The 17,619-nt window shown below is 60.5% G+C and carries 22 protein-coding genes and 1 pseudogene; 15 read left to right on the top strand and 8 right to left on the bottom strand.

Annotation, left to right across the window (positions count from 1 at the left end):
* Positions 1-110 precede the first annotated feature (110 nt).
* Positions 111-1,757, bottom strand: a complete 1,647-nt coding sequence (gene fumA, locus L085_RS07885; protein WP_044030497.1) for a class I fumarate hydratase FumA — start codon at positions 1,755-1,757, stop codon at positions 111-113.
* A 349-nt stretch (positions 1,758-2,106) separates the two neighbouring features.
* On the opposite strand from fumA, the gene L085_RS07880 reads away from it, so the two are divergent.
* From L085_RS07880 to ruvX, 6 genes are all read left to right on the top strand, one after another.
* Complete coding sequence (locus tag L085_RS07880; RefSeq protein WP_004937462.1) at positions 2,107-2,619, top strand: SprT family zinc-dependent metalloprotease; 513 nt, start codon at positions 2,107-2,109, stop codon at positions 2,617-2,619.
* A gap of 101 nt (positions 2,620-2,720) precedes the next feature.
* The gene (gene endA, locus L085_RS07875) at positions 2,721-3,416 is read left to right on the top strand and encodes a deoxyribonuclease I (protein WP_044030496.1); all 696 of its coding nucleotides are present in this window, start codon (positions 2,721-2,723) and stop codon (positions 3,414-3,416) included.
* A 69-nt stretch (positions 3,417-3,485) separates the two neighbouring features.
* Positions 3,486-4,217, top strand: a complete 732-nt coding sequence (gene rsmE / locus L085_RS07870) for a 16S rRNA (uracil(1498)-N(3))-methyltransferase (protein ID WP_015379044.1) — start codon at positions 3,486-3,488, stop codon at positions 4,215-4,217.
* A gap of 10 nt (positions 4,218-4,227) precedes the next feature.
* Positions 4,228-5,178 carry a glutathione synthase gene (gene gshB, locus L085_RS07865; RefSeq protein WP_033632096.1) on the top strand — a complete coding sequence of 317 codons (951 nt, stop codon included), beginning with the start codon at positions 4,228-4,230 and terminating at the stop codon, positions 5,176-5,178.
* A 133-nt stretch (positions 5,179-5,311) separates the two neighbouring features.
* Positions 5,312-5,875 (top strand): YqgE/AlgH family protein, encoded by a 564-nt coding sequence (locus tag L085_RS07860; protein WP_044030495.1) that lies wholly within the window; start codon positions 5,312-5,314, stop codon positions 5,873-5,875.
* Positions 5,875-6,297 (top strand): Holliday junction resolvase RuvX, encoded by a 423-nt coding sequence (gene ruvX / locus L085_RS07855; RefSeq protein ID WP_015379046.1) that lies wholly within the window; start codon positions 5,875-5,877, stop codon positions 6,295-6,297. Before L085_RS07860 ends, ruvX begins: the two co-directional genes overlap by 1 nt.
* Here the strand turns inward: ruvX and L085_RS07850 are convergent.
* Complete coding sequence (locus tag L085_RS07850) at positions 6,294-7,316, bottom strand: type IV pilus twitching motility protein PilT (protein ID WP_044030494.1); 1,023 nt, start codon at positions 7,314-7,316, stop codon at positions 6,294-6,296. The genes ruvX and L085_RS07850 overlap by 4 nt on opposite strands.
* Before the next feature lie 20 nt (positions 7,317-7,336).
* On the opposite strand from L085_RS07850, the gene L085_RS07845 reads away from it, so the two are divergent.
* From L085_RS07845 to hemW, 6 genes are read left to right on the top strand one after another with little or no spacing between them, the layout of a single operon-like run.
* Positions 7,337-8,044 (top strand): YggS family pyridoxal phosphate-dependent enzyme, encoded by a 708-nt coding sequence (locus L085_RS07845; protein ID WP_004937443.1) that lies wholly within the window; start codon positions 7,337-7,339, stop codon positions 8,042-8,044.
* Positions 8,045-8,063: 19 nt separating this feature from the next.
* Positions 8,064-8,885, top strand: coding sequence for a pyrroline-5-carboxylate reductase (gene proC, locus L085_RS07840; protein ID WP_033632092.1), 822 nt, complete (start codon positions 8,064-8,066; stop codon positions 8,883-8,885).
* Between the two features lie 31 nt (positions 8,886-8,916).
* The gene (locus tag L085_RS07835) at positions 8,917-9,471 is read left to right on the top strand and encodes a YggT family protein (protein ID WP_004937436.1); all 555 of its coding nucleotides are present in this window, start codon (positions 8,917-8,919) and stop codon (positions 9,469-9,471) included.
* On the top strand, positions 9,468-9,758 hold the full coding sequence (gene yggU / locus L085_RS07830) for a DUF167 family protein YggU (protein WP_004948014.1): 291 nt from the start codon (positions 9,468-9,470) through the stop codon (positions 9,756-9,758). Before L085_RS07835 ends, yggU begins: the two co-directional genes overlap by 4 nt.
* A gap of 17 nt (positions 9,759-9,775) precedes the next feature.
* Positions 9,776-10,369, top strand: coding sequence for an XTP/dITP diphosphatase (locus L085_RS07825; protein ID WP_044030493.1), 594 nt, complete (start codon positions 9,776-9,778; stop codon positions 10,367-10,369).
* On the top strand, positions 10,362-11,504 hold the full coding sequence (hemW, locus tag L085_RS07820; protein WP_044030492.1) for a radical SAM family heme chaperone HemW: 1,143 nt from the start codon (positions 10,362-10,364) through the stop codon (positions 11,502-11,504). Before L085_RS07825 ends, hemW begins: the two co-directional genes overlap by 8 nt.
* A gap of 36 nt (positions 11,505-11,540) precedes the next feature.
* Here hemW and L085_RS07815 read toward each other — a convergent pair whose 3' ends face one another.
* The 6 genes and pseudogenes from L085_RS07815 to trmB form a co-directional block, all read right to left on the bottom strand.
* Positions 11,541-11,789 carry a DUF2442 domain-containing protein gene (locus tag L085_RS07815; RefSeq protein ID WP_004937422.1) on the bottom strand — a complete coding sequence of 83 codons (249 nt, stop codon included), beginning with the start codon at positions 11,787-11,789 and terminating at the stop codon, positions 11,541-11,543.
* Positions 11,773-12,014, bottom strand: a pseudogene (locus L085_RS24535) (DUF4160 domain-containing protein). The gene L085_RS07815 and the pseudogene L085_RS24535 overlap by 17 nt, the downstream one beginning before the upstream one ends.
* A gap of 94 nt (positions 12,015-12,108) precedes the next feature.
* Positions 12,109-12,831, bottom strand: coding sequence for a DUF2884 domain-containing protein (locus L085_RS07810; protein ID WP_015379052.1), 723 nt, complete (start codon positions 12,829-12,831; stop codon positions 12,109-12,111).
* Between the two features lie 30 nt (positions 12,832-12,861).
* Complete coding sequence (glsB, locus tag L085_RS07805; protein ID WP_044031973.1) at positions 12,862-13,785, bottom strand: glutaminase B; 924 nt, start codon at positions 13,783-13,785, stop codon at positions 12,862-12,864.
* Positions 13,786-13,880: 95 nt separating this feature from the next.
* Positions 13,881-14,207: a YggL family protein gene (locus tag L085_RS07800; RefSeq protein WP_044030491.1), complete on the bottom strand. Its 327-nt coding sequence runs from the start codon at positions 14,205-14,207 to the stop codon at positions 13,881-13,883.
* Positions 14,207-14,926, bottom strand: a complete 720-nt coding sequence (gene trmB / locus L085_RS07795; RefSeq protein ID WP_004937410.1) for a tRNA (guanosine(46)-N7)-methyltransferase TrmB — start codon at positions 14,924-14,926, stop codon at positions 14,207-14,209. The genes L085_RS07800 and trmB overlap by 1 nt, the downstream gene beginning before the upstream one ends.
* A 177-nt stretch (positions 14,927-15,103) precedes the next feature.
* Here trmB and mutY point away from each other — a divergent pair, with 177 nt between their 5' ends.
* The 3 genes from mutY to mltC all read left to right on the top strand — a co-directional run bounded on the left by mutY (position 15,104) and on the right by mltC (position 17,613).
* Positions 15,104-16,204, top strand: coding sequence for an A/G-specific adenine glycosylase (gene mutY / locus L085_RS07790; protein ID WP_004937408.1), 1,101 nt, complete (start codon positions 15,104-15,106; stop codon positions 16,202-16,204).
* A complete protein-coding gene (locus L085_RS07785; RefSeq protein WP_004937404.1) occupies positions 16,201-16,473 on the top strand; it encodes an oxidative damage protection protein in 273 nt (90 codons plus the stop codon). The genes mutY and L085_RS07785 overlap by 4 nt, the downstream gene beginning before the upstream one ends.
* A 63-nt stretch (positions 16,474-16,536) precedes the next feature.
* Positions 16,537-17,613, top strand: a complete 1,077-nt coding sequence (gene mltC / locus L085_RS07780; protein WP_004937402.1) for a membrane-bound lytic murein transglycosylase MltC — start codon at positions 16,537-16,539, stop codon at positions 17,611-17,613.
* Positions 17,614-17,619 lie beyond the last annotated feature (6 nt).

Here is a 17,619-nt window from a genome sequence, read left to right as displayed (position 1 = left end):
ATTTTAGTGCTATCCGCGTAGGGTATACAGGTTAAAACTCGGCGTCCAGCAAGCTACAGGACTTTACACAATCCCCCTTCGCCGCCCGCAGGCGGCGAAGGGGGCAACGCTTATTTCAGGCAGCTGGAGCATTGGCCGGCCTGGATCTTCTGGAAGAAGTCATTGCCTTTGTCATCCACCAGGATAAACGCCGGGAAATCTTCCACTTCGATTTTCCAGATCGCTTCCATGCCCAGCTCAGGGTACTCCACGCACTCCAGGCTCTTGATGCTCTGCTGCGCCAGCACCGCCGCCGGGCCGCCGATGCTGCCGAGGTAGAAGCCGCCGTGCTTGTGGCAGGCATCCGTCACCTGCTGGCTGCGGTTGCCTTTCGCCAGCATGATCATGCTGCCGCCGTGGGATTGCAGCAGGTCGACGTAGGAATCCATACGCCCGGCGGTGGTTGGCCCCAAGGAACCGGATGCATAGCCTTCCGGCGTTTTAGCCGGGCCGGCGTAGTAGATCGGGTGGTCCTTGACGTACTGCGGCAAGCCTTCACCGCGATCCAGGCGCTCTTTCAGCTTGGCGTGCGCGATATCGCGGCCGACGATGATGGTGCCGCTCAGCGACAGGCGGGTGGAAACCGGGTACTGCGACAGCTGTTTGAGGATCTCGGCCATCGGGCGGTTGAGATCGACCTTGATCGCCTCGCCCTCCCCGGCCTGGCGCAGCTCCTGAGGAATGAATTTACCCGGATTGTGCTCCAGTTTTTCCAGCCAGATGCCGTCGCGGTTGATCTTGCCTTTGATGTTGCGATCCGCCGAGCAGGAGACGCCCATGCCGACCGGGCAGGAGGCGCCGTGGCGCGGCAGGCGCACTACGCGGATATCATGTGCGAAGTATTTGCCGCCGAACTGTGCGCCCAGCCCCAGGTTTTGCGCTTCTTGCAGCAGTTCCGCTTCGAGTTCCAGATCGCGGAACGCCTGGCCATGCTCGTTGCCTTCCGTCGGCAGGCCATCGTAATACTTGGTCGAGGCCAGTTTGACGGTTTTCAGCGTCGCTTCCGCCGAGGTGCCGCCGATGACGAACGCCACGTGGTACGGCGGGCAAGCCGCGGTGCCCAGCGTACGCATCTTGTCGACCAGGTAGTTTTTCAGTTTGCCCGGCGACAGCAGCGCCTTGGTTTCCTGATACAGATAGGTTTTGTTGGCGGAACCGCCGCCCTTGGCGATGCACAGGAACTTGTACTCTTCGCCGTCCACGCTGTAGAGATCGATCTGCGCCGGCAGGTTGCTGCCGGTATTGACCTCTTTGTACATATCCAGCGCGGCGTTCTGCGAATAGCGCAGATTCTCTTCGATGTAGGTGTTATACACCCCGCGCGACAGCGCCTCTTCATCGCCGCCGCCGGTCCAGACGCGCTGCCCCTTTTTGCCGACGATGATCGCCGTGCCAGTGTCCTGGCAGGTCGGTAAAATACCCTTGGCGGCGATTTCTGAGTTACGCAGAAATTGCAGCGCAACGTACTTGTCGTTTTCGCTGGCGTCCGGATCTTTGAGGATATCAGCCACCTGCTGTTGGTGCGCCGGGCGCAGCATGAACGAGGCGTCGTGGAACGCATGCTGGGCAAGCAGGGTTAACGCTTCAGGGGCAACTTTCAGAATTTCCTGGCCTTCAAATTCGCCCACGGAAACATGGTCGCGGCTCAGCAGGTAATATTCGGTATCGTCTTTCTTCAGCGGGAACGGATCTTGATAGTGGAACGGTTTATTCGACATTGATCTCTCACTTGCAACATCAGCTGCGTTAAATTCACACTTGCGGCGCGCGACGCGGCGCCTTGTCAAAAAACTGCCTCCACCTTACGTATTTTTAATCAGTCAGTTATTGCGCCAAATCGCAAAATAACCGCTATTTTCGTAAGGGATTACCACAGGCGGCGTTTCAACCTTGCTCGGTGAGAACTGCGGGTACAGGCTCATCATGCACGCTTTATTATCCCGCAGTTAACACATTGATTACAATCCATCGGCGGCGATCGTCTTATCAATGTGGTGAAAAAGCGCCGGATGCGATTTGCGCCGGGGCATATTGTCAGCCGCCGCGCCATTGCTTAAGCTAGCCGCAATGAACAAACCGAGAATCCCCATCGCGCTGCAACAAGCGGTGATGCGCTGCCTGCGAGAAAAGCTGCAGTTGGCCCGCCAGCATTTTGCCGTCGAATTCCCCGAACCCAGCATCGTCTATCAGCAACGCGGCACCAGCGCGGGCACCGCCTGGCTGCAAAGCTGGGAAATCCGTCTGAACCCGGTGCTACTGCTGGAAAACCAACAGCCGTTTATCGATGAAGTGGTGCCGCACGAACTGGCGCACCTGCTGGTGTTTCGCCAATTCGGCCGGGTAGCGCCGCACGGCCGTGAATGGCGCTGGATGATGGAAAGCGTGCTGCTGACGCCCGCCAGCCGCACTCATCGTTTCGAAACCGCCTCGGTGCAAAGCAAAACCTTCCCCTACCGCTGCGGCTGCGGGCAGCACCAGCTCACCATTCGCCGCCATAACCGCGTGCTGCGCGGCGAAAGCGAATACCGCTGCCGCCGGTGCGGCGAAAAACTGAAATTTCTTGCTAGCGAGAACCTTTAGTTAAACGATTTATACGTTAAAACAAGTAAATATCGCCATTTGCCACTGCCGACAAGTTCCGTTACCCTGCCTGCTTTTCCAATTTTGAGCTGTTTTGGAATATGCTTCGCAGAATTTTGATTATGGCGGTTTTCGCCGCAGGCGCCGCACAGGCGCACGGCATCAATAACTTCTCTCAGGCCAAGACGGCGGCGGCCAAGATTAACCAGGATGCGCCGGGCAGTTTTTACTGTGGCTGCCGCATCGAGTGGCAAGGCAAGAAGGGCATTCCCGATCTCGCCGGCTGCGGCTATCAGGTGCGTAAAAACGCCCAACGCGCGCAACGTATCGAGTGGGAACACGTGGTGCCGGCCTGGCAGTTCGGCCACCAGCTGCAGTGCTGGCAAGACGGCGGGCGCAAAAACTGCAACAAAGACGCCACCTATCGCCAGATAGAAACCGATCTGCACAACCTGCAGCCGGCGATCGGCGAAGTGAACGGCGACCGCAACAACTTCATGTACAGCCAATGGAACGGCGGCGCAGGCCAGTACGGGCAATGCCCAATGAAGGTGGACTTCAAGAATAAACAGGCGGAGCCGCCCGCCCGCGCCCGCGGCGCCATTGCCCGCACCTACTTCTACATGCGCGATCGCTACCAGCTGCGGCTGTCACGCCAGCAAACCCAGCTGTTCGAGGTGTGGAACCGGCAATATCCGGTGAGCCAATGGGAATGTCAGCGCGAAGCACGTATCGCCAAGGTGCAGGGCAACCACAACCCCTATATTCAACAGGCTTGTCAGCAGCGGAAAAGCTAACCTACTATAGCCTTTATCTTTCATGGCGCCGCCAACCCGCGGCGCCGTTTCGTCAGGATCAGACTACCCATGCGCATACCCCGCATTTACCATCCGCAACCGTTGACCGACCGGGCGGAGATCGCCCTCAGCGAGGACGCCGCCAACCACGTCGGCCGCGTGCTGCGCATGAGCGCCGGCCAGGCGCTGCAGCTGTTCGACGGCAGCAACCAGGTGTTCGACGCCGAAATAATCCGGGTGGACAAAAAGAGCGTGCTGGTGCGCCTCGGCGACGGCCGCGTGGATGACATCGAATCGCCGCTCAACCTGCACCTGGGCCAGGTGATCTCGCGCGGCGAGAAGATGGAGTTCACCATCCAGAAATCCATCGAGCTGGGCGTCAACGTCATCACCCCGCTGTTTTCCGAGCGCTGCGGCGTGAAGTTGGACGGCGAGCGTCTGGCGAAGAAAATCCAGCAATGGCAAAAGATCGCCATCGCCGCCTGCGAACAGTGCGGCCGCAACCGCATTCCCGAAATCCGCGAGGCGATGTCGCTGGAGGCCTGGTGCGCCGAGCAGGACGGCAGCCTGAAGCTCAACCTGCACCCGCGCGCCAGCCACAGCATCAACACGCTGCCGCAGCCGGTGGATCGCGTTCGCCTGCTGATCGGCCCGGAAGGCGGTTTGTCCGCCGACGAAATCGCCATGACCACCGACCACGGATTTACTGATATTCTGCTGGGACCACGCGTTCTGCGTACCGAAACCACAGCGCTCACCGCCATTACCGCTCTGCAGGTCCGCTTCGGCGACCTGGGTTAAAGGAGAAAAGATGATTAAGCTCGGCATCGTGATGGACCCTATCGATTCCATCAACATCAAGAAAGACACCAGCTTCGCCATGCTGCTCGAAGCGCAGCGCCGCGGTTACGAATTGCACTACATGGAGATGAACGATCTCTATCTGCATGCCGGTGACGGGCGCGCCCGCACCCGCCTGCTGAGCGTGAAGGAAGATAAGGAGAGCTGGTTCAGCTTCGGCGCCGAGCAGGATCTGGCGCTGCACGAGCTGGACGTGATCCTGATGCGCAAGGATCCGCCGTTCGATACCGAATACATCTACGCGACCTACATTCTGGAACGTGCCGAAGTCAAAGGCACGCTGGTGGTCAACAAGCCGCAAAGCCTGCGCGACTGCAACGAGAAGCTGTTCACCGCCTGGTTCCCGGAGCTGACGCCGGATACGCTGGTCAGCCGCAGCGCCGCGCACATCCGCAAATTCCACCAGCAGCACGGCGACATCATCCTGAAACCGCTGGACGGCATGGGCGGCGCGTCTATCTTCCGCGTGAAGCAGGACGATCCTAACCTGTCGGTGATCATCGAAACCCTGACCGAACACGGCAGCCGTTTCTGCATGGCACAGAACTTCCTGCCGGCGATCAAGGACGGCGACAAGCGCATTCTGGTGGTGGACGGCGAGCCGGTGCCTTACTGCCTGGCGCGCATTCCGGCGCAGGGTGAAACCCGCGGCAACCTGGCGGCCGGCGGCCGCGGCGAAGCGCGCCCGCTGAGCGAAAGCGACTGGAAAATCGCCCGCGCCGTCGCCCCGACGCTGAAAGAGAAAGGGCTGATCTTCGTCGGCCTGGACGTGATCGGCGATCGCCTGACTGAAATCAACGTCACCAGCCCGACCTGCGCGCGCGAGATCGAGGCGGCATTCCCGATTTCGATTACCGGCATGCTGATGGACGCCATTGAAAAGCGCCTGGCGGCGAAGTAATGCGCAATGCGGGCGGCATACCGCCCGCTGTTCTGCATGGCGCCCGCCAAAGCGCGCCTTGAAAGGCGGCGGGTATAGCCGCATACTGGCGGCTGTTTATTTTCTCACCCATTGATTAGCTTATACTAACGCCATGAATTTACAGCACCATTTTCTGATCGCCATGCCAACGCTGCAGGATCCTCGCTTCAAACGCTCGGTGATTTACATTTGCGAGCACAATGAAGAAGGCGCCATGGGTTTGGTGATCAATAAACCGGTGGAGCAGTTCACGGTAGCCACGGTGCTGAGCAAGCTGAAGATCATGCCGCCTGCGCGCGATCCGACCATCAGCCTGGACAAGCCGGTGTTCGCCGGCGGCCCCCTGGCGGACGATCGCGGATTTATCCTGCATACGCCGCGCCACGGCTTTGGCGCCAGCATTCAAATTTCCCCCAACACCATGATCACCACCTCGAAAGACGTGCTGGAAACGCTCGGCACGCCGGAGCAACCGGACGACGTGCTGGTGGCGCTGGGTTATGCGGGTTGGGAAAAGGGCCAGTTGGAGCAGGAAGTATTGGAAAACGCCTGGCTGACCATCGAAGCCAACACCGACATTTTGTTCCGCACGCCGATCGCCAGCCGCTGGCGCGAGGCGGGGAACCTTTTGGGTATCGACATTCGCAGCATCGCCAACCACGCAGGACACGCCTGATGAGTAACCGCACCATTATCGCCTTCGACTTTGGCACCAAAAGCATCGGCGCGGCCGTTGGCCAGGAGTTGACCGGCAGCGCCCGCGCCCTGCCGGCTTTCAAAGCGCAGGACGGTTCGCCGGACTGGCTGAAAATCGAAAAACTGCTGAAGGAGTGGCAGCCGGATTTGGTGGTGGTCGGCCTGCCGCTGAACATGGACGGCACCGAACAGCCCGTTACCGCCCAGGCGCGCAAGTTCGCCAACCGCCTGCACGGTCGCTTCGGCATCCAGATCGATCTGCATGACGAGCGCCTGAGCACCGTGGAGGCGCGCGCCAACCTGTTCGATCGCGGCGGCTTCCGCGCCCTTGATAAAGGCAGCGTGGATTCCGCCTCCGCGGTGGTTATCCTCGAAAGCTGGTTCGAACGGCAGCTGGGTTAACCCCTCGTTCCCTCCCCCGCGCACTCCCCCAACACGCCGGCGTCGATCCGCTGCTGCAAACCCTGCTCAAAGGTTTGCATGCCGGACTGCGCGCCGGTTTGCAACACGCTCGCCAACTGATGGGTTTTCCCTTCGCGGATCAGGTTGCTGACCGCCGCCGTCGCCGTCAGCACTTCAAAGATCGCCACGCGTCCGCCGCAAGGGCGCCTCATCAGCTTTTGCGCGATCACCGCTTGCAGGCTGCCCGCCAGTTGGGCGCGCACATAGGGTTTTTCTTCCGCCGGAAACACGTCCACCAGCCGTTCCACCGCCTGCGGCGCGCTGCGGGTGTGCAGCGTCGCCAGCACCAGGTGGCCGGTCTCCGCCGCAGTGAGCGCCAGCCGGATGGTGGCGGTATCGCGCAGCTCGCCCAGCAGGATCACATCCGGATCTTCGCGCAGCGCGGCGCGCAACGCCGCATCGAAGCTGTGGCTGTCGCGGCCGATCTCCCGCTGCTGGATCAGCGATCGCCGGCTGCGGTGCAGGAATTCGATCGGATCCTCCAGCGTCAAAACGTGCCGCGGCTGGTGCCGGTTGATCTCGTCGATCATCGCCGCCAGCGTGGTGGACTTGCCGCTGCCGGTGGCGCCGGTGACCAGGATCAATCCGTCGGCGCGCCGCAGCAACGTCGGGACGATGGCCGGCGCCGCCAGCGCGGCAAGCGAAGGCGATTGCCCGGCGATACGCCGCAACGCGAGAGAAATTCCCGCGCTTTGCTGAAAAACGTTGGCCCGCAGCCGCTCCCCGCTCGGCCTGTGCAACGCCAGATCGACCTGCCCCAGCCGCCGCAGGCTCTCGCGCTGCTGCGCATTCAGCAATCCGTTGCAAAGGGCCTGCACGCCTTGCGCCGTCAGCGTTGGCGCCGCCGCCAGCGGCTGCAGTTCACCGTCGATGCGCAACATCGGCGGATGACCGGCACAAAGGTGCAGATCGGAAGCATTATGCTTTACACTAAGGGCCACGAATTCATCGATATCCATATCACTCTCCCGGGTCAATAATGAGCACTATCCAACAGAACCTGCAGGATGTCAGAAACCGCATTGCGGCCGCCGCGCAAAACTGCGCGCGGGCGCCAGAAGAAGTTGCCCTGCTTGCAGTCAGCAAAACCAAACCTGTGGCGGCGATCGAAGAAGCCATCGCCGCCGGCCAGCGCGCCTTCGGCGAGAACTACGTGCAGGAAGGGGTAGACAAGATCCGGCATTTCGCCGAGTCGCCGCAAAGCGGCGAGTTGGTGTGGCACTTTATCGGCCCGCTGCAATCCAATAAGAGTCGGCTGGTGGCGGAACACTTCGCCTGGTGCCATACCGTGGATCGGCTGCGCATCGCCCAGCGCTTGAGCGATCAGCGCCCGGCCGACATGCCACCGCTCAACGTGCTGATTCAAATCAACATCAGCGACGAACAAAGCAAATCCGGCATTGCGTTGGCCGAGCTGCCGGCGTTGGCCGAAGCGATCGCCGCGCTGCCGAACCTGACGCTGCGCGGCCTGATGGCTATTCCGGCGCCGGAAGCGGATTATCAGCGGCAGCTGGCGGTATTCAGCCGGATGAACGACGCATTTCTCGCCCTGCGTCAGCGTTATCCGCAGGCCGATACGCTGTCGATGGGCATGACGGACGATATGGCGGCGGCGATCGCCGCCGGCAGCACCCTGGTGCGCATCGGCACCGCAATTTTTGGCGCCCGCGACTACTCGCAGGCCTGACACACAGACGAGGGATTTGATGCAACATCGCAAGATTACCTTTATCGGCGCCGGCAACATGGCGCGTGCAATCATCGCCGGCCTGGTGGCGGGCGGCTATCCAGCCAAATCCATCAGCGTCTGCGCCCCTTCGCCGAAAAACCGTGATGCGCTGGCCGCAGACTACGGCATCGTCAGCAGCGGCGACAACGTCGCCTGCGCGCGTGAAGCCGAGGTGGTGGTGCTGGCGGTCAAACCGCAGATGATGGCCGACGTGTGTCAGCCGCTGCGCGAACAGGTCGACTTCAGCGGTAAGCTGGTGCTGTCGATCGCCGCCGGTATTCAGGTCAGCCGTTTCTATCAGCTGCTCGGCGACCAACTGGACATCGTGCGCATCATGCCCAACACCCCGTCGCTGGTCGGCAAGGGCATGAGCGGGCTGTACGCGCCGGCGCAGGTCAGCCAGCGGGATCGCGATTACACCGGCGATTTAATGGCGTCGGTCGGTAAAGTTTGCTGGGTCGATGACGAAAATGGCATCAACGGCGTGATCGCCGCCGCGGGTAGCGCCCCGGCCTATTTCTTCCTGTTTATGGAAGCGATGCAAAAAGAGGCCGAGCGCATGGGCTTCGACAGCCAGACCGCGCGCGATCTGGTACAACAGGCCGCTTCCGGCGCCGCCGCATTGGTGGAAGCCAACCCCGATACGCCGCTGGGCACGCTGCGCGAGCAGGTGACCTCCAAAGGCGGCACCACCGCCGAAGCGCTGCGGGTGTTCAACGAACGCCAACTGCCGGAAACCGTGGGGCAAGCGATGCAGGCCGCCGTTTCCCGCGCCCAAGAGATGGAAAAATTATTTTAAATAACCGCGAGTTAAGGAGAAGGACCACTTCATGCTAACGCTGACTTTCCTGGTCAAGACCGTTATTGATCTGTACGTGATGGTGCTGTTGCTGCGCATTTGGATGCAGTGGGCGCGCACCGATTTTTACAACCCGTTCTCACAGTTTGTGGTGAAGATCACCCAGCCGGTGGTCGGCCCACTGCGCCGCATCATCCCGTCACTGGGGCCCATCGACAGCGCTTCGCTGCTGCTGGCGTTCCTGCTGATGACCATCAAGTACCCGCTGCTGCTGCTGATTCAGGGCGGCGCGATGTCGCTCAGCCCGTATAACCTGCTGTTCGGCCTGATCTCGCTGGTGAAGTCCGCCGGCTACCTGATCTTCTGGGTGATGATCATTCGTGCGCTGATGAGCTGGGTAAGCCAGGGCCGCAGCCCGATCGACTACGTGATGTACCAACTGACCGAACCCTTGATGGCGCCGATCCGCCGCATCATCCCGGCGATGGGCGGCATCGACTTTTCCGCCATGGTGGTGATCCTGATCCTCTATCTGATCAACTACCTGGGCATGGATCTGTTCGGTGAGATCTGGTTCCTGCTGTGAGTGCAGTCACTCCTGTGCTGGACGGGCTGGCGATCAGGCTATATATTCAGCCGAAAGCCAGCCGCGACCAAATTATCGGCTTGCATGGCGACGAACTGAAAGTCGCCATCACCGCCCCGCCGGTCGACGGCCAAGCCAACGCCCATTTGATCAAGTTTATCGCCAAGCAGTTCAAAGTGGCGAAAAGCAACGTCACCATCGAGAAAGGCGAACTGGGGCGGCATAAACAGTTACGCATCGTGAATCCGCAACAGATCCCCGCCGTGGTCGCGGCGCTCATCGAATAATTTTCAAGGTAGTCATTATGCAAAAAGTCGTTCTTGCCACCGGTAACCCGGGCAAAGTGCGCGAACTCGCCGACCTGTTGGCCGATTTCGGCCTGGACGTGGTCGCACAAACCGATCTGGGCGTGGAGTCCGCCGAAGAAACGGGCCTGACGTTTATCGAAAACGCCATTCTGAAAGCGCGCCATGCGGCACAGGTCACCGGCCTGCCGGCGATCGCCGACGACTCCGGCCTGGCAGTGGACGCGCTGGGCGGCGCGCCGGGCATCTACTCCGCGCGCTATGCCGGTGAAGATGCCGACGATCGGCAGAACCTCGACAAGCTGCTGGCGGCGATGAAAGACGTAGCGCCGGGCCGGCGCGGCGCGCAATTCCATTGCGTGCTGGTCTATCTGCGCCATGCGGCAGACCCGACGCCGCTGGTGTTCCACGGCAGTTGGGCCGGCGAAATCACCGAGCAGGCCGCCGGTGAAGGCGGCTTCGGTTACGATCCTGTCTTCTACGTGCCGGAGCTGGACCGCACCGCCGCCGAGCTGAGCCGCGACGAGAAGCGGGCGATTTCGCACCGCGGCAAGGCGCTGAAGCTGATGTTGGAAGCCATGCGCAATGCTTAAGCTGCCCCCGCTGAGTCTCTACATCCATATCCCGTGGTGCGTGCAGAAATGCCCGTACTGCGACTTCAACTCCCATGCCCTGAAGGGTGACGTGCCGCATCAGGAGTATGTCGATCATCTGTTAGCGGATCTGGATGCCGATCTGCCGCTGGCCGGCGGCCGGGAAATCAGCACTATCTTCATCGGCGGCGGCACCCCCAGCCTGCTGAGCGCCGAGGCGATGCAGGCCTTGCTGGACGGGGTACGGGCGCGCATTCGCGTCGCCGACGACGCCGAAATCACCATGGAGGCCAATCCCGGCACCGTGGAGGCCGATCGCTTCAGCGGCTACCAGCGCGCCGGCGTCAACCGCATCTCCATCGGGGTGCAAAGCTTCAGCGCCGAGAAGCTGAACCGTCTGGGGCGCATCCACGGCCCGGAAGAGGCCAGGCGCGCGGCGGCGCTGGCGACCGGCCTTGGCCTGCGCAGCTTTAACCTCGATCTGATGCATGGCCTGCCGGATCAGTCGCTGGAAGAGGCGCTGGACGATCTGCGCCAGGCGATCGCCCTCAATCCGCCGCACCTGTCGTGGTATCAGCTGACCATCGAACCGAACACCCTGTTCAGCTCACGCCCGCCGGTTTTGCCGGACGACGACGCGCTGTGGGACATCTTCGAACGCGGCCACCAGTTGCTGAGCGCCGCCGGATACCAGCAGTATGAAACCTCGGCCTACGCCAAACCAGGCTACCAATGCCAGCACAACCTCAACTACTGGCGCTTCGGCGACTATCTGGGGATCGGCTGCGGCGCGCACGGCAAGGTGACCTTCAGCGACGGGCGTATCCTGCGCACCGCCAAGACCAAGCACCCGCGCGGCTTTATGCGCGGCGACTACATGGACAAGCAGCATGAGGTGGCGGCGGCGGATCGGCCGTTCGAGTTCTTCATGAACCGCTTCCGCTTGCTGGAAGCCGCGCCGCGCGCCGACTTCGTCAACTACACCGGGCTGGCGGAAAGCGTCATTCGCCCGCAGTTGGACGAGGCGCTGGCCAAAGGCTATCTGGAAGAAACCGCGGAGCACTGGCAGATCACCGAGAAGGGCAAACTGTTCCTCAACTCGCTGCTGGAACTGTTCCTGGCGGACGACGAGTAAAAAAAAGCGCTGAATAATCAGCGCTTTTTTTCATGTTCAGGCGGCATTATGAGGGCGATGCGTCACGTCGCCACGCCCCTTCAGCAATCCCTCAACGGAAACATCCTCGTCCAACGCATCCCAATGGATGCCGCGAGCACTGAGTTCATACTCTGCCCGCTGTTCTTGCGTCGCATTCAACAAACGCGGAAACCAGGCCAGTGGCACGCCAATAATTCGGGCGTCGCTCAGTTCGACCCACATCGTCGCATCGTCAAAGCTGACGCGTTTAGCCGAAATACTCATGCCAAGCCTCCAAAAACAATGCCTGATAGGTATCAACCAGACCCGCCAGCTCTTTTAGCGTTCTGGCGTTAAGGCCGTCATTACGCGCCAACTGCACGCCAGGAACCAACCAGAATTTCGCTTCAGCCTCAGTGTCTCTGATATGAACATGCGGCGGCTCAAGCGGGTCACCCTCGTTGGAATAAAAAAGAACCTGTAGCCTTTATAACGGAATATCACTGGCATCAATGCAAAATCCTTTTGCCGATTGATTATAGTTTAGCCAGTTTGTCAGATAGCCGTCGTGAGGTCAAAAACGCACGGCGGCTACGCCTATCCGTTACTTCAACGCCTTCAGCAGATCCTTGCGCTGGGTTTCCAGTGCGGTGACGCGGTTGCACACATCATGGCCGAAGTTCTGGAAGTCCTGCTCCTGGTTGTTCCATTCGTTCTGGATCGCCTTCTGCAAGCCGCCCAGGTTGCCCATGATCGCCTGCAGCGGGTTACCGCCGCTGTTGGCGGCCTGTTTGACGCCCATCTCGTTCAGGCTGTCCTGCAGCACGCCGCCCATGCTCTGCTGCACGATGTTGCGGCCATCCTGTTCCACCTGGTCGATCGCCTTGTGGTGGAAGGTCAGGCCGTCGCTGCGGTGCTCGATGATGCGGTTCATCTGCTGTTTCAGTTGGCCGTTCAGGGTGGTCAGCCGGTTGCGCACGTTGCTGTTGCTGCCCAGCTCTTTGACGATCACTTTATCCAGCGCTGCGCGGGCTTTCTCCAGGTGTTTCTGCGCGCCGTCGTCGATCCACGGCAGTTGCTTGCGCAAGGCGCTCTGGTAACTGAAGGCTTTCTGCCGCTGGCTATCGTTCAGGCTCAGCGCCTGGCCGTTGCGGATCACGTCGCCATCCGGCGAAATTTGCAGGTCGCCGCTGGCGCCTTTCACCTGCACGCTCTGCGGGCTGATGATCACATCGTCCTGGGGTTTAACGCTGCATTGGTACTCGGCGTGGGCCTGCGCGGCAGTCGCCGCCAGCAGCAGTAAGGCTAACCCGGTTTTCTTCAACATAGCTTCTCCTGACTCCCATCCAGACTGGGATTAAAAAATCGAACGACCGATACGTTGAGACAACAGTTCCAGCGCCGCAGTTCCCGCCAGCGAGTTGCCGGAAGCATCCAGCTCCGGCGACCAGACGACGATCGACAGCTCGCCCGGCACGATGGCCACGATGCCGCCGCCCACGCCGGACTTGCCCGGCATTCCCACCCGATAGGCGAATTCGCCGGCGCCGTCGTACATGCCGCTGGTCATCATCAGGGCGTTGATCTGCCGGGCCTGCAGCGGGCTGATCACCGCCTCGCCGCTGAGATCGCGGCCGTGATTGGCCAGATAGACGAAGCTGCGCGCCAGCTCCACGCAGCTCATGCGCAGCGCGCAGTAATGGAAATAGGTTTGCAGCACGGTGATCACGTCGTTCTCGAAGTTGCCGAACGACTTCATCAGATAGGCGATGGCCGCATTGCGATCGGAGTGTTCGAATTCGGAACGCGCCACCCGCAGGTCATAGGCCAGGTCGTCTTCGCCGGCCAGCTGACGCACCACCTCCAGCATGCGCTGTTTGGGGGCGCTGAGCCGGGTTTGCAGCATGTCGCACACCACCAGCGCGCCGGGGTTGATAAACGGATTGCGCGGTTTGCCCTGCTCCATCTCCAGCTGCAGCAGCGAATTGAACGGCAGGCCGGAAGGCTCTTTGCCCACGCGCCGCCAGATCTCAGGCTCCTGATAGCGCGTCAGCGCCAGCGTCAGGCTCAGCACTTTGGAGATCGACTGGATGGAGAAGCGCTCCGCGGCGTCGCCGGCCTGGAACAGTTCGCCGTCCACCGTGCAAACGGCGATCGCCAACCGGTCGGCGGGCACTTCCGCCAACGCCGGGATGTAGTCGGCCACTTTCCCCTGGCCAATCAGCGGGCGCACCTGTTGCAGGATCTCCTCCAGCAACGCGTTATCCAATGTTGTTACCACCTCGGTCACACTCCGGGCAAAACAAAGGCGCCGTTAAGGCACCTTAGATCAATAAAACGGCGCGGCGCGAAGCCGCGCTCATCGGGCAAGCGCGATCAATCCCACCAGATATCGAACAGATCGCTGACCTTAACGTCGGTCAGTTTGCGCGCTTCCAGCCAGTTTTTCACCAGTTCGCGATGCTCGTCGGTGCAGTGGCCGATCTTCTGCAGGCAGATCAGACCTTCCCACTGCAGGTAGCCGCTGCCGTCAAACGCCAGGCCGTTCGGCTCGATCACTTCATCGATGAAGGTATCCAGCATGCTGTCGATGTCTTCCACCGACGTGCCTTCGGCAAAGCGCCAGGCTACGGAGAAACCCAGTTCCTGAAATTCTTCAATGTGCAACTTTTTACGTAAACGACGACTGCGGTTCTTAGCCATTATTCTTTCCTCTCAAACATCAAGTCCCAAACGCCATGTCCCAGGCGCTGGCCGCGTAATTCAAATTTCGTCAGCGGGCGCGAATCCGGACGCGGCACGTAATCATTATCGCTGGAAAGATTACGGTAGCCTGCGACCCCGTTCATAACCTCTAACATATGTTCCGCATAAGGTTGCCAATCGGTAGCCATGTGGAAGACCCCGCCGGTCTTCAGCTTGCGCAGCACCAGTTCGACAAACGGCGTTTGCACGATGCGGCGCTTGTTGTGGCGCGCCTTGTGCCACGGATCGGGGAAGAACAGCTGCACCATGTCCAGCGAGCCGTCCGGGATCATGTTTTCCAGCACTTCAACCGCATCGTGGCACATCACGCGCAGGTTGCTCAGCTTCGCCTCGTGGGCGTCGGCCAGGCAGGCGCCCACGCCCGGCGAGTGCACTTCGATCCCTAAAAAGTTCTGCTGCGGATTGTTGCCCGCCATGGTCACCAGCGAGGCGCCCATGCCAAAACCGATCTCCAGCACCGTCGGCGCTTCGCGGCCGAACAGCGCGGCGAGATCGACAGCGTCAGCCTGATACTCCACGCCCATCACCGGCCAATAGTTCTCCAGCGCGTGCTGCTGGCCTTTGGTCAGCCGCCCCTGGCGGCGGACAAAACTGCGGATACGGCGCATCGCGCGGCCGTTCTCATCAAATTCCGGGGAGATGACGTCATTAATCATAGTGCTTTCTGTCTGTTTGGCTGCCAATTAGGGAAACGCGCATTATGCAAAGATACATTGGTTTAGCAAGTGTTCATCTTCTGTACCCGCCGTGCGGCGTCGGAAAGTTCCGGTTTACAGCATCATGACTCTATGCTGCAATCTCGCTTCATTTTCTGCCGGATAACGACGCTGCTCATGATGCAAGCACAACAATTCGCACAGGTGGTGCTTGACTGGTACCAACGCTACGGTCGCAAGACCCTGCCGTGGCAGCTGGAGAAAACCGCCTATCAAGTATGGCTCTCCGAGGTGATGTTGCAACAGACTCAGGTTGCCACCGTCATTCCTTATTTTCAGCGCTTTATGGCCCGTTTTCCCAACGTGCGCGCGCTGGCGGAGGCTCCGCTGGACGAAGTGCTGCATCTGTGGACCGGCCTCGGCTATTACGCCCGCGCCCGCAACCTGCACAAGGCGGCGCAGACCATTGTCGCACAGCACGGCGGCGAGTTCCCGACAACCTTCGCAGAAATCGCCGATTTACCGGGCGTCGGCCGCTCCACCGCCGGCGCGGTGCTGTCGTTGGCGCTGGGCCAACACTATCCGATCCTCGACGGCAACGTGAAGCGCGTGCTGGCTCGCTGCTACGCGGTGGAAGGCTGGCCGGGGAAGAAAGAAGTCGAAAACCGGCTGTGGAAAATCAGCGAAGAGGTCACCCCGGCGCAGGGCGTCGGCCAGTTCAACCAGGCGATGATGGATCTGGGCGCCATGGTCTGCACTCGTTCCAAGCCCAAGTGTGAACTCTGCCCGCTCAACGTCGGCTGCCTGTCTTACGCCAATCACAGCTGGGCCAACTACCCCGGCAAGAAACCCAAACAGACCCTGCCGGAAAAAACCGCCTACTTCTTATTGCTGCAGCACGGCGACCGCGTGTGGCTGGAGCAGCGCCCGGCGGTGGGCCTGTGGGGCGGCCTGTTCTGCTTCCCACAGTTCAGCGCGCGCGTGGATTTGGAACTCTGGCTGCAGCAGCGCGGTCTGAAAGGCAAGCGCCTGGAACAGCTGACCGCGTTTCGCCACACGTTCAGCCATTTCCATCTCGATATCGTGCCGATGTGGCTGTCGCTCGACGCGGCGGGCAGCGGCATGGATGAGGGCGCGGGTCTCTGGTATAACTTAGCGCAGCCGCCGTCGGTCGGGCTGGCAGCGCCGGTGGATCGCCTGTTGCAACAGCTGGCGAAGCAGCCCCCGATCCAACAAAACTTATATGGCGATAGCGCCATCGACGAGGAATTAGCATGAGCCGCACCATTTTTTGTACTTTCCTGCAGCGCGACGCCGAGGGCCAGGACTTCCAGCTTTATCCCGGCGACGTCGGCAAGCGCATCTACAACGAGATCTCCAAGGAAGCCTGGGGCGAGTGGATGAAGAAGCAGACCATGCTGATCAACGAGAAGAAGCTGAACATGATGAACGTGGATGATCGCAAACTGCTGGAAGAGGAAATGATCAAGTTCCTGTTCGAAGGGCACGACGTGCACATCGAAGGCTATACGCCGCCGAGCGAATAACGCTGTTGGGGCCAGGCGCTGGCCCGCTTCAATCCTCTTATACTTCTTCCAAACGGCTTTAAGATGAAGAAAATTTTAGCTTTGCTCGTAATAGCGCCTTTGCTGATCTCCTGTTCCGGCAAAAAAAGTGAAGAAATCAACGAAGCCTGGATCAAAGACACCAACGGCTTCGACATTCTGATGGGGCAATTCGCTCACAACATCGAGAACATCTGGGGTCTGAACGAAGTTCTGATCGCCGGGCCGAAAGACTACGTCAAATATACCGACCAATACCAAACCCGCAGCCACATCAACTTCGACACCGGTGCCATCACCATCGAAACCATCGCCACCACCGATCCGGCCGCGCACCTGCGCCAGGCGATCATCAGCACACTGCTGATGGGTGACGATCCGGGTTCCATCGATCTCTATTCCGACGCCAACGATATCCAGATCAGCAAAGAGCCGTTCCTGTACGGCCAGGTGCTGGATAACAAAGGCGCGCCGATCCGCTGGGAATGGCGCGCGGCGCACTTTGCCGATTACCTGCTGCAGACCAAGCTGCAAAAACGCACCTCCGGCCTGCACGTCATCTACTCGGTCACCATCCAACTGGTGCCAAACCACCTGGACAAACGTGCGCATAAATATCTGCCGATGGTGCGCAAGGCGTCGGAAAAATACGGCGTAGACGAGTCGCTGATCCTGGCAATCATGCAGACCGAATCGAGCTTCAACCCCTATGCGGTGAGCGGTTCGGACGCGCTGGGCCTGATGCAGGTGGTGCAGCACACCGCCGGTAAGGATGTGTTCCAGATGCGCGGCAAATGGGGCACCCCGAGCCGCAGCTACCTGTTCGATCCGGAGAACAACATCGACACCGGCACCGCCTACCTGGCGATCCTGCAGAACAACTACCTGGGCGGCATTCAGAACCCGACCTCGCGCCGCTATGCGGTGATCACCGCCTACAACGGCGGCGCCGGCAGCGTGCTGCGGGTGTTCTCCAGCGACAGGACGCGCGCGGTGGGCATCATCAACGGCATGCAGCCGGGCGACGTGTACCAAACGCTGACCACCAAACACCCGGCCGCCGAGTCGCGCCGCTATCTGGTGAAAGTGAATACCGCACAGAAGAGCTACCGCAGAAAGTAGCGCTTC

The sequence above is a fragment of the Serratia sp. FS14 genome (genome assembly GCF_000695995.1).
GTDB lineage: Bacteria > Pseudomonadota > Gammaproteobacteria > Enterobacterales > Enterobacteriaceae > Serratia > Serratia nematodiphila.
This window is presented reverse-complemented; position numbering and strand designations above follow the sequence as displayed.

Bases quoted from the DNA above. Each gene is read 5' to 3' on its own strand.
- L085_RS07800 (WP_044030491.1), bottom strand. From the start codon at position 14,207: ATGGCTAAGAACCGCAGTCGTCGTTTACGTAAAAAGTTGCACATTGAA.
- L085_RS07880 (WP_004937462.1), top strand. From the start codon at position 2,107: ATGAACAAACCGAGAATCCCCATCGCGCTGCAACAAGCGGTGATGCGC.
- hemW (WP_044030492.1), top strand. From the start codon at position 10,362: ATGCTTAAGCTGCCCCCGCTGAGTCTCTACATCCATATCCCGTGGTGC.
- L085_RS07845 (WP_004937443.1), top strand. From the start codon at position 7,337: ATGAGCACTATCCAACAGAACCTGCAGGATGTCAGAAACCGCATTGCG.
- L085_RS07815 (WP_004937422.1), bottom strand. From the start codon at position 11,789: ATGAGTATTTCGGCTAAACGCGTCAGCTTTGACGATGCGACGATGTGG.
- L085_RS07835 (WP_004937436.1), top strand. From the start codon at position 8,917: ATGCTAACGCTGACTTTCCTGGTCAAGACCGTTATTGATCTGTACGTG.
- L085_RS07850 (WP_044030494.1), bottom strand. From the start codon at position 7,316: ATGGATATCGATGAATTCGTGGCCCTTAGTGTAAAGCATAATGCTTCC.
- L085_RS07810 (WP_015379052.1), bottom strand. From the start codon at position 12,831: ATGTTGAAGAAAACCGGGTTAGCCTTACTGCTGCTGGCGGCGACTGCC.
- mltC (WP_004937402.1), top strand. From the start codon at position 16,537: ATGAAGAAAATTTTAGCTTTGCTCGTAATAGCGCCTTTGCTGATCTCC.
- proC (WP_033632092.1), top strand. From the start codon at position 8,064: ATGCAACATCGCAAGATTACCTTTATCGGCGCCGGCAACATGGCGCGT.
- gshB (WP_033632096.1), top strand. From the start codon at position 4,228: ATGATTAAGCTCGGCATCGTGATGGACCCTATCGATTCCATCAACATC.
- endA (WP_044030496.1), top strand. From the start codon at position 2,721: ATGCTTCGCAGAATTTTGATTATGGCGGTTTTCGCCGCAGGCGCCGCA.
- ruvX (WP_015379046.1), top strand. From the start codon at position 5,875: ATGAGTAACCGCACCATTATCGCCTTCGACTTTGGCACCAAAAGCATC.
- L085_RS07785 (WP_004937404.1), top strand. From the start codon at position 16,201: ATGAGCCGCACCATTTTTTGTACTTTCCTGCAGCGCGACGCCGAGGGC.
- rsmE (WP_015379044.1), top strand. From the start codon at position 3,486: ATGCGCATACCCCGCATTTACCATCCGCAACCGTTGACCGACCGGGCG.
- trmB (WP_004937410.1), bottom strand. From the start codon at position 14,926: ATGATTAATGACGTCATCTCCCCGGAATTTGATGAGAACGGCCGCGCG.
- L085_RS07825 (WP_044030493.1), top strand. From the start codon at position 9,776: ATGCAAAAAGTCGTTCTTGCCACCGGTAACCCGGGCAAAGTGCGCGAA.
- mutY (WP_004937408.1), top strand. From the start codon at position 15,104: ATGATGCAAGCACAACAATTCGCACAGGTGGTGCTTGACTGGTACCAA.
- L085_RS07860 (WP_044030495.1), top strand. From the start codon at position 5,312: ATGAATTTACAGCACCATTTTCTGATCGCCATGCCAACGCTGCAGGAT.
- fumA (WP_044030497.1), bottom strand. From the start codon at position 1,757: ATGTCGAATAAACCGTTCCACTATCAAGATCCGTTCCCGCTGAAGAAA.